Origin of the sequence: Flavobacterium gawalongense, from assembly GCF_007097265.1 — a bacterium.
GTDB lineage: Bacteria > Bacteroidota > Bacteroidia > Flavobacteriales > Flavobacteriaceae > Flavobacterium > Flavobacterium gawalongense.
This window is the reverse complement of record NZ_VJZP01000009.1, coordinates 1-13455: the sequence shown is the minus strand read 5'-3', so window position 1 is coordinate 13455 and position 13455 is coordinate 1. Positions and strand designations below refer to the sequence as shown.

At 33.3% G+C, this 13455-nt stretch carries 9 protein-coding genes; 4 read left to right on the top strand and 5 right to left on the bottom strand.

Annotated features, from left to right (window positions below; translation table 11 throughout):
- Positions 1 to 32 precede the first annotated feature (32 nt).
- Together FNW38_RS06825 and FNW38_RS06820 are read right to left on the bottom strand one after the other, a co-directional pair.
- Positions 33 to 2447, bottom strand: coding sequence for a YfhO family protein (locus FNW38_RS06825; RefSeq protein WP_144064704.1), 2415 nt, complete (start codon positions 2445 to 2447; stop codon positions 33 to 35).
- A 48-nt stretch (positions 2448 to 2495) separates the two neighbouring features.
- Positions 2496 to 2777, bottom strand: a complete 282-nt coding sequence (locus tag FNW38_RS06820) for a DUF4834 family protein (protein ID WP_143386397.1) — start codon at positions 2775 to 2777, stop codon at positions 2496 to 2498.
- Between the two features lie 124 nt (positions 2778 to 2901).
- Here FNW38_RS06820 and FNW38_RS06815 point away from each other — a divergent pair, with 124 nt between their 5' ends.
- Positions 2902 to 3837, top strand: coding sequence for a transporter (locus FNW38_RS06815; RefSeq protein WP_185963104.1), 936 nt, complete (start codon positions 2902 to 2904; stop codon positions 3835 to 3837).
- Positions 3838 to 3858: 21 nt separating this feature from the next.
- Positions 3859 to 4977: a GTP cyclohydrolase gene (locus FNW38_RS06810; protein WP_143386396.1), complete on the top strand. Its 1119-nt coding sequence runs from the start codon at positions 3859 to 3861 to the stop codon at positions 4975 to 4977.
- Positions 4978 to 5057: 80 nt separating this feature from the next.
- On the opposite strand, the gene FNW38_RS06805 is transcribed toward FNW38_RS06810, so the two are convergent.
- Both FNW38_RS06805 and FNW38_RS06800 read right to left on the bottom strand, forming a co-directional pair.
- A complete protein-coding gene (locus FNW38_RS06805) occupies positions 5058 to 5531 on the bottom strand; it encodes a hypothetical protein (RefSeq protein ID WP_143386395.1) in 474 nt (157 codons plus the stop codon).
- Positions 5532 to 5641: 110 nt separating this feature from the next.
- Positions 5642 to 6904 (bottom strand): aminotransferase class I/II-fold pyridoxal phosphate-dependent enzyme, encoded by a 1263-nt coding sequence (locus tag FNW38_RS06800; RefSeq protein WP_143386394.1) that lies wholly within the window; start codon positions 6902 to 6904, stop codon positions 5642 to 5644.
- Positions 6905 to 7190: 286 nt separating this feature from the next.
- On the opposite strand from FNW38_RS06800, the gene FNW38_RS06795 reads away from it, so the two are divergent.
- Positions 7191 to 7955 carry an NYN domain-containing protein gene (locus FNW38_RS06795; protein ID WP_143386393.1) on the top strand — a complete coding sequence of 255 codons (765 nt, stop codon included), beginning with the start codon at positions 7191 to 7193 and terminating at the stop codon, positions 7953 to 7955.
- Here FNW38_RS06795 and FNW38_RS06790 read toward each other — a convergent pair.
- Positions 7952 to 10333 (bottom strand): hybrid sensor histidine kinase/response regulator, encoded by a 2382-nt coding sequence (locus FNW38_RS06790; protein WP_143386392.1) that lies wholly within the window; start codon positions 10331 to 10333, stop codon positions 7952 to 7954. The two genes, FNW38_RS06795 and FNW38_RS06790, sit on opposite strands and share 4 nt — an antisense overlap.
- A gap of 184 nt (positions 10334 to 10517) precedes the next feature.
- On the opposite strand from FNW38_RS06790, the gene FNW38_RS06785 reads away from it, so the two are divergent.
- Positions 10518 to 12026: an FMN-binding glutamate synthase family protein gene (locus FNW38_RS06785; protein ID WP_143386391.1), complete on the top strand. Its 1509-nt coding sequence runs from the start codon at positions 10518 to 10520 to the stop codon at positions 12024 to 12026.
- Positions 12027 to 13455 lie beyond the last annotated feature (1429 nt).

Below are 13455 nucleotides of genomic sequence, written 5' to 3'. Positions count from 1 at the left end.
TATGATAGAGACGCACTGCAGTGCGTCTCTAGCTAATTACCACGATTTTTTTTTCTTTCAAAATAAATTCCACCAACCAAAAGCAATAACATACCTATAGAACTAAACAATACAATGGTACCTCCAGTTTTTACAACTTGAGGTTCAAATTTAAATTCTATGGTGTGTTTTCCAGCTGGAATTTGCAGTCCTCTTAAAACGTAATCAACTCGGAAGTGGTCTGTTTTTTTGCCGTCTACATAGGCATTCCAGCCTTTTCCATAATACATTTCAGAGAAAACTGCCAAACCTTCATTTGAATTGATTGATGTGTATTTCAAGTCATTGGGTTTATGTGAATCTAAAGTTATTGTCGCAAGACTGTCTTTGGCGAAAGCCTTATTTTTTATTTCAAATTCTTTTTGATTGACTACTACCACATTTTTAGAATCTAAACTATCCAATGCTTTCATTTCTTCATCAGCAGAATTCACTAATTTTACTTCACTCACAAACCAAGCATTTCCGTTAGCATTCGGATTCGAAGTTGGGAATTCTTTTCCTTCTTTATCCGTTTGAATTACATATTTCACATTAAGCATATTCAGAATTTCCATATTACTTTTGGCAATTTGGTAATCAAATAATTGCTGCATTCTCCTTGGTTTAACCGCACTATAACCTCCTATAGATTTATGGAAATAAGAAGTTCTGGCGCTTGATAAATTACCACTTACTTCAAAAACTCGGTAATGAGTCGTGTCTTTAAGAATCTCAACATCCGAAGGTTTTTCCTGAAACGGAGCTTCAACTTCTCTTCCGCTCATAAAATCTTTACCTGAAACATATTTTTTATCTACAAAAAATAAGTCAAAAATCATTAAAAGACCCACAAAAATTATAGCCGTATTTGAGGCCAATCTATTTTTTATAAACAACCATAAAACCCCAGCTGAAAGCAAAATAAAGAAACCGGAACGTAACAAATCGGCACTATACAAACTCCTTCTGTCTTCCTTGAGCGCATCAACAAAACCAGGCCCATAACTTTCCAGAAAATAACTATCACTTCCGCCGGAAAAACTAAACATGCTTTTAGAGAAAAACAATATCAAAATAGCTCCTAAGGCTACAGTTCCAGATTGCCACAAGGCTTTCCATTGCAGCTCTTTTTCTAATTTGAAAAAAGATTGTAATCCCATAATCGCTAAAACAGGAAAACATAATTCTAAAATTACTTGTATCGAAGAAACCGCTCTAAACTTATTGTACATAGGAACGTAATCGATAAAAAAGTCTGTCAAAATAGGGAAATTTTTACCCCAAGAAAGTACTAATGCTACGATTGCCCCAGAAAGAAATACATATTTAATTTTTCGCTTATCAATAAACAAAGCTAAGATTCCCAAAAAGAAAACGACTGCTCCAATATATGCTGGCGCAGCTACAATAGGCTGATCACCCCAATACGTTGGCATTCCCGAAACAAAATCGTTCGCCTGTGCTTCAGGTACTCCTTGACCAATCATAAAATTATACATCTTACTATCTGTCCCAAGAGCTTCATTATTAGAACCTCCAAAAAGTCTTGGAGCAATAAGATTGAAACTTTCAGCTATCCCGTAACTGTATTCCGTAATATAATCCCGAGTCATTGCACTATTACTAGTCGTTTTTGAACCGTCAGGATTAAAAGTTAATTCACTTTTACCGCGAGTACTAAAATCCGCATACTCTGCTGTGGCCAATAAATTTGTTGCATTAGCACCCAATGCAAAAATTCCTGCTACCGCAAGAACTCCAAACGAATATAATAGTGATTTATATTCCTTCTCTTTTACAGCCGGAAAAATAAAATAACCGGAAAGTATCAATAAGAAAAGCAACAAATAATAAGTCATCTGGAAGTGGTTCGCATTAATTTCTAATGCAGTGGCAAACATCGTGAGTAAACCACCTAAAATGTATTTTTTTCGAAACACTAAAATAAAACCGGCAATAACTAGCGGCATATAGGCAATGGCATGCGCTTTGGCATTATGCCCAACACCAAGTATAATTATCAAATACGTCGAAAAACCAAAAGCCAATGCACCAAAAAAGGCTTTCAAAGGATCAATTTTTAAAACCAGCATTAATCCATAAAAGCCAAGAAAATACAGAAATAAATAATCGGCGGGACGAGGTAAAAATCGTAACACATCATCAATCATTCCAATATAATCATGAGGATATTTTGCTCCTAATTGATAGGTAGGCATTCCTCCAAAAGCTGAATTTGTCCAATAAGGTTCCACATGATCTGAGGCTCTAAAGTCGTTTTGCTCTTTGGCCATTCCCGTGTATTGGGCAATATCCGATTGAAAAATTTGTTTTCCCTGCAATACAGGATAAAAATAGATTAGAGATAGGAGTACAAAACCAAGTATGGCCAGCGCGTGCGGATAGAACTTATTTATTATTTTCAATTTTTGAAGGTTTGGTTTACAGTATGAGAGCTATGTTTTACGACAAATTTAATCTATTTCTTCGTAATCAACATATTCTCCTACTTTTTTGGTTTCACGCGGATTTTTGGCATTCGCAGTATTATAAATCACTTCGTCTTTACTTTGTGTTGTATTCCAAGAATTATCCTGCGCATTTTGTTGCTGTTGCTGAAAATTTTGCCCCGCTTTCTCCACTACTTTTTTAACTAATAAAGGCAGGAATAACTTCGCCAAAAATTTAAAAATGTAATAGAAAGCAACCATATAAAAAAGTGCTTTTATAAAACCGGAAAAAGAAGCAGTTTGCATAATTAAAATATTTTTTGCAAAATTAACAAATCCAACATTCAAAATTAAAATATCATTCTTAAATAAATAATAAAATATAGTACATTTGAAAAGCGTTATTACTTTTTAACCCAAAAAAAATAATATGTTCAAAATCAAAATCTTACTTGTCTCTGCCATTTTTATGATTCCATGCATTCATTATGGCCAGCATACGGATCAAATCAACTCCAATAGACCCGGTGAAACAATGTCAGCTTTTGCAGTTGGAAAATCTGTTATTCAAATAGAAACCGGCATTTATGGCATAAAAGAAAATCATAGTTTATTGAATTATGACGCTAATGGTTTTGGTCTGGATGTCACATTAAGATGGGGGTTATTTATGGAAAAATTAGAATTAATAGCCGATTTGCAATACCAAAACGAGAAATTCACAACATTGTTCAGTAACACCAATAGATCAGCACTAAAACAAACCATTTTAGGAGCTAAATATTTGATTTACGATCCTTTCAAAAATTACGAAAAAAAAGTAAATGTATACAGTTGGAAAGCCAATCGAACTTTCAATTGGCATCAATTAATCCCTGCCGTTTCGGTATTTGCAGGAGCTAATTTTACTATGGCCGATAATCCATATTCTTTTTCTCCTGAATCCAACATATCACCAAAAATTATGTTGATTACCCAAAACCATTTAGGTGACGGAAGTTGGGTTTTTGTAACTAATATCATAGCAGATTATGTCACTACTGATTTTCCAAGTTATGGCTATGTGTTGACCTTAACAAGAGGATTCAACGATAAATGGTCTGGATTTATAGAAAACCAAGGTTTCAAAAGCGATTTTTACAGCGATGCTATTGTGAGAGGAGGCGCCGCTTATTTACTGAATAAAGACATGCAAATTGACGCATCCATAAGTACCAATTTCAAAGACACTCCTTCTGTTCTTTATGGAGGCGTTGGATTTTCTTGGCGCTATGACGCTAATTATAATGAAGTCAGAATTAATTTAGACAATAACGATTCCGATAAAAAAGCTAAGAAAAGAGCAAAAAAAACAAAAAAGGGATAGAAATCACAAGCCAAAACTACCATGATTACAATAAAAGAAGCCAAAACCAAAAGCGAGCTAACGGATTATATCAAGTTCCCTTTTTCTTTATACAAAGACAACAATTATTGGGTTCCACCGATCATCGCAGATGAACTGGAAACCTTTGATAAAACTAAAAATCCCTCTTTCGAAAATGCCGAAGCGTATTTTTATATGGCATACAAAAACAATGAAATTGTAGGCAGAATCGCTGCCATAATCAATTGGAGCGAAGTAAATGACCAACAAAAAAAGAAAGTTCGTTTTGGTTGGTTTGATGTCATTGATGATATTGAAGTGACAAAAGCATTACTTGAAAAAGTCTATGAATTAGGTCGAAAAAACAATTTAGAACACGTTGAAGGTCCAATGGGATTCTCAAATTTAGATAAAGTAGGTGTTCTTACCGAAGGTTTTGACGAAATAGGAACTATGATTACGTGGTACAATCATCCGTATTACGCCAGTCATTTTGAGCAATTGGGCTACGTTAAAGAGAAAGAATACATTGAAAGTAAATTTCCATTTGCAAATGTAAAACCGGAATTTTTCGAAAAGGCTAATGATTTGGTAAAAAGAAGATACCAATTAAGTCCGCTTAATTTTAAAACCACCAAAGAAGTGATGCCTCATGTGGATAAAATGTTTGATTTATTCAATAAATCGTATGCTTCTTTATCCTCTTTCGTAGCCATTTCAGACACACAAAAAGAATATTTCAAGAAAAAATACATCAGTTTTATCAATCCTGAATTCATCAAATTTGTAGAAGATAAAGACCATAATATTATTGCTTTTAGTATTGTGATGCCTTCTTTTTCGGAAGCATTGCAAAAATCAAAAGGAAAACTATTCCCCTTTGGATTCCTGCATTTGCTGAAAGCAAAAAAGCATAGTAAAGATGTGATTTTTTATCTTATCGGTGTTCTCCCGGAATACCAAAACAAAGCAGTTACAGCAATCATATTTAAAGAATACTACGAAACTTTTAAAGAAAAGGGAGTTATTAATTGTTTTAGAACGCCTGAATTAGCTGAAAATATGGCCGTTCACAACTTGTGGAAACATTTTGATCCTGTAATTCATAAACGCAGATGCACTTTTTTAAAGAATTTGTAACAACCATCTAAAACTAAAAAATCCATCGGCCGTAGCTAATGGATTTTTTAGTTATAGATGGTTGCTTTTTATAACAAAAATCACATTTTACAATCCACTTTTGACAAAACTATATTCCCTTCAAATTTTAATTGTATTACATCTTTAAAAATTACTTTCCCTTTATTATCATCTGTAACATCCCCATAACCTTCAACATATGTATTCCCTTTTTTCAAGAAAGCAACTTGGCGAACGGTGGCAATACCCTCAGACATGAATGCATAATCCGCAAAAAGCGTATCTCCTTTTATTTTTCCAACTAATGTTCCAAAACTTTTGTCTTTCTCATAGAAATTATAACTCAATTTCCCCGAAGTCAATTGATCCCCCTTTATAGTCAAAGTCATTGAAATCGTATCCTTTTTTATAATTGCGCTGTAACATTCTTCGGATACAGGTTCTTCAACAGCTATTTTTTCTGATGCAGCCGGAGCTTCTTCCATTTCTTTTTCTTTTTTACAAGAAACTAGAATACTCATAAAGACAACCCCTAATAAAATTACTTTTTTCATAAACTTCCCATTTTAGTTTTATAAATGTACGGATTCATAGCTAAATTCATTCCAAAAAAAATCCATCAGTCAAGACTGATGGATTTTTTATATAAAACTTCAACACTGAACTAAGCGTCCAAATCAACTTTAGTTCGTGATGCAATTTCTTTATACGTTCCGTTTTCTAATTTTTCACGGATCGCTTCAAAAGCAGTTAGTGTTTCATCAATATCAGCTAAAGTATGTGAAGCAGTAGGTGTCATTCTTAACAAAATAATTCCTTTTGGAATCACAGGATAAATCACAATCGACAAGAAAATTCCGTAATTTTCTCTCAAATCATTTACCATAACCATCGCTTCTGGCACACTTCCTTCAAGATAAACTGGTGTAACACACGTATTAGTATCACCAATATTGAAATTTCTAGAACGTAATCCGCTTTGTAAAGCATTAACGATTACCCAAAGTTTATCTTTTAATTCTGATGAATTTCGCAACAATTCCAATCGCTTCAACGAACCAATTGTTTGAATCATTGGTAATGCTTTAGCAAACATTTGCGAACGCAAATTATATTTTAGGTAGTCAATGATTGCTGCATCAGCCGCCACAAAAGCACCAATATTAGCCATAGATTTTGCAAAAGTTGAGAAGTAAACATCAATATCATCCTGAACACCTTGCTCCTCACCTGCTCCAGCACCTGTTGCACCAAGTGTTCCAAAACCATGTGCATCATCTACAAGCAAACGGAAATTATATTTTTGCTTCATAGCAACAATCTCTTTCAATTTTCCTTGTTGCCCACGCATTCCAAAAACACCTTCGGTAATAAAAAGAATACCTCCACCATTTTCTGCAGCCAATTTTGTAGCACGTTGAAGATTTTTCTCCATGCTCTCCAAGTCATTGTGCTTGTAGGTAAAACGTTTTCCCATATGCAAACGAACTCCGTCAATGATACAAGCATGAGCATCAACATCATACACAATTACGTCATTTTTAGTAACCAAAGCATCAATAATTGACACCATTCCTTGGTACCCAAAATTCAATAAATAAGCCGATTCTTTCATTACAAAAGCAGCCAACTCATTCTCTAATTGTTCATGATATTTAGTATGCCCACTCAACATACGGGCACCCATTGGATAAGCCGCGCCATATTGTGCAGCCGCATCAGCATCTGCTTTACGAACTTCCGGGTGATTTGCAAGACCTAAATAGTCATTCAAGCTCCAGTTCAAAACATCCTTTCCAGCAAACTGCATTCTTGGACCCAATTCACCTTCCAATTTAGGAAAAACAAAATAACCTTCCGCTTGCGAAGCCCATTTTCCTAATGGTCCTTTATTGTTTTGAATCCTTTCGAATAAATCTTTTACCATAATATATCAAGTAATAATTTTAATTTTAAGAAGTTGCAAAAATAATTATTTAAATTTTATAAAGGTATTGAAAGCAAATTTATTTTCGTACCCACTTTGTGTCATGTAAAAAGCAAAGTTTGTCATCCTGAGCGAAGTCGAAGGGAGGAGCTATTTCCTGCTCTACACTGTATCTTTTGTGCCGAAGAAAAATCGGCACAAAAGGATGCCGTTTCGATCAGGGCTAAAAAGCGTATTCAGGAATAAACTTTGTATATTTGAATAAATATTTCAACATTAGAAATTTATGTCACAAGATACAAAAGAATTAAAATTGGCCGTTCTCATTGATGCTGACAATGTTCCTTACAGTAATGTGAAAGGAATGATGGAAGAAATAGCCAAATTTGGAACACCAACAACCAAACGTATTTATGCCGATTGGACCAAACCAAATGCCGGAGGTTGGAAAAGTGTTTTATTGGAACATGCCATTACTCCTATTCAACAATACAGTTACACGGTGGGTAAAAATTCTTCGGATTCAGCGATGATTATTGACGCCATGGATCTATTGTATTCGGATAAAGTAGATGGTTTTTGTATTGTTTCCAGTGATTCTGATTTTACACGTTTAGCAATCCGACTGAGAGAATCCGGAATGAAAGTCATTGGAATTGGAGAACAAAAAACGCCCAATTCATTTATTGTTGCCTGCGATAGATTTATTTATATTGAAGTTTTGGATGGCGCCATTAAAAAGAAATTACCAAAAAGAACTGCCTCAGATGCAAAAAAAGCAACACCTAAAAGCTTAAACAAAGTCGATGTACAAACCATCGAATTGATAGAATCAACCATCGAAGACATTGCTGATGACAGTGGCTGGGCTTTTCTTGGAGATGTAGGAAACCTCATTGTGAAGAAAAAACCTGAATTCGACCCAAGAAATTATGGCTTTGCAAAATTAACTCCTATGCTTAAATCTCTTACTGATATTCTTGAAATCGATGAAAGAGATTCGGATAAAAAAGGAATTAAACACGTTTATGTTCGATTGCGTTACAGTTAAATTAACCTTTTAACTGCCTCATATAAGGTTTCTTTCTTAATTGGTTTAGACAAATAATCATTCATTCCTATTTCCTTAACACGCTGCTTTGTGGTTTCCATCACGTCAGCGGTTACCGCAATGATTGGAATATTGCTGTTATCTGCTCCTGCTTCACCATTTCTAATTGCGATCGTGGCTTCATAGCCATCCATAACTGGCATTTGAAGATCCATTAATACAATATCAAATTGATTTATTTTAAATGCTTCCAATGCTTCCTGACCATTGCCGGCATAAACAACAGTCGTATTTAGCCATTTTTTGGTGATCATTTTTATGACCATTTGATTGATCGGATTGTCTTCAACTACTAAAAGGGATTTCCCTTGTAAATCTTCAATAACAGTTTTAACCGGAACTTCCGTCTTTTTCTTTTCTGGCGAGATATCAAAATCTATTGTAATAACGCAGCTGGTTCCTTCATTGATTATACTATCCATTACAATAGTTCCGTTTTGCATATCGACCAAAGTCTTAACGATGTAAAGTCCTAATCCAAGTCCGCCAAATTTTCGCTTATTATCGATATTATTTTGAGAGAAAGAATCAAAAATACTGTCCATTTTATCTTTGGAAATTCCTATACCAGAATCCGAAACAGTCAAAATCAGACTGGCTTTATTGTTAGGTTTCAACTCGCTATCGATAGTAAATTTCACAAAACCGATGGCTGTAAATTTAATGGCATTATTCAATACGTTGTTCACCACCTGTACCAATCGGGTCACATCTCCAATTAAAAAATCAGGAATAGTATCTGATTTTGAAAACTGAAATTCTAATCCTTTATCTTTAGCGATATTGATTGCATTATTCTTCAAATGCTCCAAAACCTGTACCGGATCAAATTGCTCATTTTCCAGCCTTAATTCTCCTTTTTCAATTTTAGAAAAATCTAAAATATCATTGACAGAACTCAATAAACTATGCGAAGAATACTTTATAATCTGGCAATTTTTTCTGATTTTTTCATCCTGAACCTCAACAGAAATAGAATCAATCATATTCATAATTGCATTCAAAGGTGTTCTTAATTCATGACTAATATTCGATAAAAAATAAGATTTTAAATCATTCATTTCTTCCGAACGAACTAAAGCAAGACGATTCAGTTCATTTTTTTCATTTTTAAGATTTCGAATTAAATTTGACATCGAAAGAGAAAGAAAAATAATCTCTAAACCAGTACCCAATTTAGAACTATTTTCAGTTAAAAAATTATTAGGAACCTGACCGAAGTTATTCAGAATAAAGACTCCAAATCCTAAAATTAAAAAGAAAATTCCAATAATAAACAAAGAGTCTATTGGCTTCTTTTTATAATAAAGGTATCCAATGGAACAAATAATCAAAATCAAAAATATCAATGCCAACACATTGACCATCATATAGCAAAACAACAAAGCAGAAGGAAAAAGTATTGCGCAAAATAATAAAACAAACAGTAATGCATAACTAGTGTTAAACAGCGCATAAAATATTTTGCTGTGTTGTTTTATTTTCAAAAACACTTCACTGTATTTCCCAGATAAAAAAGCTGCAATTATCGCAAAAAACAACACCGCATGATTTGAAAACCAGCCGCCATGAGGTGTAACGATCTGAAAGAAAAAACCATCTAAAGAAAATTGCAATAAACCAACAAAAACAACATATAAGCTATAATACAAAAATGTTTTATCGCGTAAACCAAAAAAGAAAAAGAAGTAAATTATCGCTACAATAACCAAAATTCCATAGAAAATTCCATAAATCAATTGCTCCTTTGAAAGCATTCTTATAAAACTTTCAGATGAATACAGTTTTATTGGCATTTTTAGTACTTCACCATCACTTTTTAGATGCAAAAACAATTTCAAGCTGGATTTTGGTGCTATTTCAATTTTAAAAATGGTTTTTCGATTATCAAAACTACGTTCATAATACGGCATATTATCACCACTAACAGTTTTGGTGATTTTTCTTGAAGCTACATCAACAATATATAATTCTACCAAATCTGTAATTGGTCTAGCAGTCTCTAAGTAATATTTTAAGGATAAATCTGTAGGGTTTTTAAGTTCCGTTTTGGTCCAAAAATTATTTTGAGTAAAGCCTAAATCATCATTTTCAGTTTTAAGCTTTTTAGGGCTCAATGAATTATAATTTTCAATTACAAATTGAAAATTATAATTTCTTTGGCCAACATCCGTAATTGTAGTATAGTTGTGTAAAGAAATTTTTTCAGGAATCGCATCACTCCTAAATACATATTGTGAATAAGTATTTGTGAAAAACAACATGAGAAACAATAATTTCAAAGTAATAGAAAGTCGAATGTATTTTTTCTTAACCATGTTTAATAAATTACAATTAGACAAAAACACTTACGTAAAAAAGAGTACTTTAGTTTTTCTAACTACTCTTTCTAAATTGTGTTTTTCTATTTTGTGAAATAAAACAATTCATTTCAAATAATAGCGTTAAAAGCCCAAAATCTTCAATCTTCTTGCTAATTTAGTAGTTGAAATAACTTTCATTATGAGACAAAAATTTTTCGTTTTAGGAATCACTGCATTTATCATCACTTCCGTTCTTTATTTCTATTTTAACATCGGACTATTTTTGTTAGTTATTTTATCCATTCTATTATTAGTTGGATTAGCCAATAGCATGCAACACAAACATGCCATTTTAAGAAACTTTCCTGTATTCGGCTATTTTAGATATTTATTTGAAATGATAGCACCTGAAATTCAGCAATATTTTATCGAACGTTCCACCGATGGGAAACCTTTTTCCAGAAATCAGCGAACGCTGGCCTATCAAAGAGCAAAAAATATTGATTCAACATCTCCATTTGGAACACAATTAAACCTCAATCGATCAAGTTACGAAGGGATCAAACATTCTATTTTTCCTGCAACAGTCAATGAAGAACTTCCTCGAGTTTTAGTTGGCGGACCTGATTGTACGCAACCCTATTCCGCTTCATTATTAAACATTTCTGCGATGAGCTTTGGTTCCCTGAGCGAAAATGCCATCATGGCTCTAAACAAAGGAGCTCTCAAAGGGAAATTCTATCACAACACAGGAGAAGGTGGTTTGACCGAATTTCACCAACAAGGTGGCGATATTACTTGGCAAATAGGAACAGGTTATTTTGGTTGTCGTGATGATAGAGGTAGTTTTGACGGAGGGAGATTTGCAGAAAAAGCAAATTTACCAGAAGTAAAAATGATCGAAATTAAATTATCGCAAGGAGCAAAACCTGGACATGGCGGTGTTTTACCTGCTGCAAAAAACACGGAACAAATAGCTAAAATCAGGGGCGTTCAACCACATACTACTATTCTTTCTCCACCAAGCCATTCGGCATTTTCAGATGCGAAAGGTTTGGTAGAATTTATTGCAAAATTACGGTTGCTGTCCAATGGGAAACCAATTGGTTTCAAATTATGTATTGGAGAAACCAGCGAATTTGAACTGATTTGCCAAGAAATAATGGTTCAAAATTGTTTTCCTGATTTCATTACTGTTGATGGTGCCGAAGGCGGAACGGGAGCCGCTCCTCTTGAATTTGCCGATGGTGTGGGAATGCCGTTAGAACCCGCACTTATTTTTGTCAATAAAACACTGGTACGTTTTGGCATCCGAGACAAGATACGTATTATTTGTAGTGGTAAAATCATATCCGGTTACTCCATTCTTAAAGCTGTTGCGCTTGGTGCTGATATGTGCAATTGTGCACGTGGATTCATGTTTTCATTGGGTTGTATTCAAGCTTTGCGCTGCAATACTAATGAATGCCCTACGGGAGTTGCCACCCAAAACAAAATGCTAATGAAAGGATTGGTCGTAACTGATAAATCAGAACGGGTCTTTTATTTTCATAAAAACACCCTGCATGCTGCCAACGAACTTCTGGCTGCCGCTGGTAAAAAAAGTTTTACTGATGTTGATATCAACATTTTTATGCGTGGTGATGAATTTACTCATTTATCTGATTTGTATTTTCCAGACAATTTAAAAAGTGTTACGAAACACTAAAAAGTTTACAACAAAAAAGGAGGACCTTTACGGTCCTCCAATTGTTGATTCTGATTTACCATTATCTAACTTATACTTTAACTTGTATAGCTGACTATTGAATTATCATATCTTATTGTAAGGTTGATATATCAAGTAATTAATCAAAATCACACTCAAAGATACAATTTAATTCCACCATAACAACTATAAATCAGATTTTTAACTAATCGTTAACGAGTCATTTTATAAAACTAAAACCACAGTTATTAAGACAGTATTACCCGCTAAAATTAGTTTAGTAAATTTTAATAAAAGAGGTTTCTAATACAATTATATTAGAAAAAAAGCAAAATAAAAAAACTAATATTTTGGCATCTAGTCCTAAAAAAGGAGGCCTTTTTAAAGGGCCTCCAATTCAGACCTTGGTTTGTCATTATCAGCTTATACCTTTCGATACAACTAACTATCAAATACGCTACTCTTTGCAGATGGCCATACTCAAGAACAAAGCAAAATCATACTCAAAGATAAGGTGAATTTCATTCCAAACAACTCTAATTATATACTTTAACTCGCAATTAACATGTTGATTTTTAATATTTTAAAAAAAGTAGAAATTACAACAAATTTACCAACTAATGCAGGTTAGTCCAATGAAATTCAATAAAGGATTCATGGTAATTATTTTGAAAATATCAAATTTTAAAAAGACTATACTTGAGAAATAACCATAAAAAAGGAGGTCTTTTTACAGACCTCCGATTTAGACTTTGGTTTATTATTATCAGCTTATATCTTTCGATACAACTAACTATCAAATACGCTACTCTTTGCAGATGGCCATACTCAAGAACAAACCAAAATCATACTCAAAGATACGGAGAATTCTATTTCAAACAATTCTAATATAGCACTTTAACTCGTAATTAACATATTTATTTTTAATGCTTTAAAAAGCAATACCTATACTAAAACGCATCAACTGATCTATGTTAGCCAAGTAAAATCTAATAAAAAGATTTATGGTAATTATTTTCAAAAAATCAAATTTTTAAAAAGTCCATACTGGAGAAATAACCACAAAAAAGGAGGCCTTTTTAAAGGGCCTCCGATTCAGACTTTGGTTTGTTATTATCAGTTATACCTTTCGATACAACTAACTATCAAATACGCTACTCTTTGCAGATGGCCATACTCAAGAACAAACCAAAACCATACTCAAAGATAAGGCGAATTCTATTTCAAACAAATCTAAAAGAGCAGTTTAACTCACAATTAACATACTGATTTTTAATGCTTTAAAAAAAACAAGTAATTATAACAAACCTATCAACTGATCCATGTTAGCCAAATGAAATTCAATAAAAAAATTTATGACTATCCGTAATGCGGACTAAAATCATTTCGAATACAATTTTCGTCGTTTGTACATTTATAAAGCATAAAT

What these genes read in the sequence shown, in the direction of transcription:
- FNW38_RS06820 (WP_143386397.1), bottom strand. Translation starts at nt 2,777, where the DNA reads ATGCAAACTGCTTCTTTTTCCGGTTTTATAAAAGCACTTTTTTATATG.
- FNW38_RS06815 (WP_185963104.1), top strand. Translation starts at nt 2,902, where the DNA reads ATGTTCAAAATCAAAATCTTACTTGTCTCTGCCATTTTTATGATTCCA.
- FNW38_RS06810 (WP_143386396.1), top strand. Translation starts at nt 3,859, where the DNA reads ATGATTACAATAAAAGAAGCCAAAACCAAAAGCGAGCTAACGGATTAT.
- FNW38_RS06805 (WP_143386395.1), bottom strand. Translation starts at nt 5,531, where the DNA reads ATGAAAAAAGTAATTTTATTAGGGGTTGTCTTTATGAGTATTCTAGTT.
- FNW38_RS06800 (WP_143386394.1), bottom strand. Translation starts at nt 6,904, where the DNA reads ATGGTAAAAGATTTATTCGAAAGGATTCAAAACAATAAAGGACCATTA.
- FNW38_RS06795 (WP_143386393.1), top strand. Translation starts at nt 7,191, where the DNA reads ATGTCACAAGATACAAAAGAATTAAAATTGGCCGTTCTCATTGATGCT.
- FNW38_RS06790 (WP_143386392.1), bottom strand. Translation starts at nt 10,333, where the DNA reads ATGGTTAAGAAAAAATACATTCGACTTTCTATTACTTTGAAATTATTG.
- FNW38_RS06785 (WP_143386391.1), top strand. Translation starts at nt 10,518, where the DNA reads ATGAGACAAAAATTTTTCGTTTTAGGAATCACTGCATTTATCATCACT.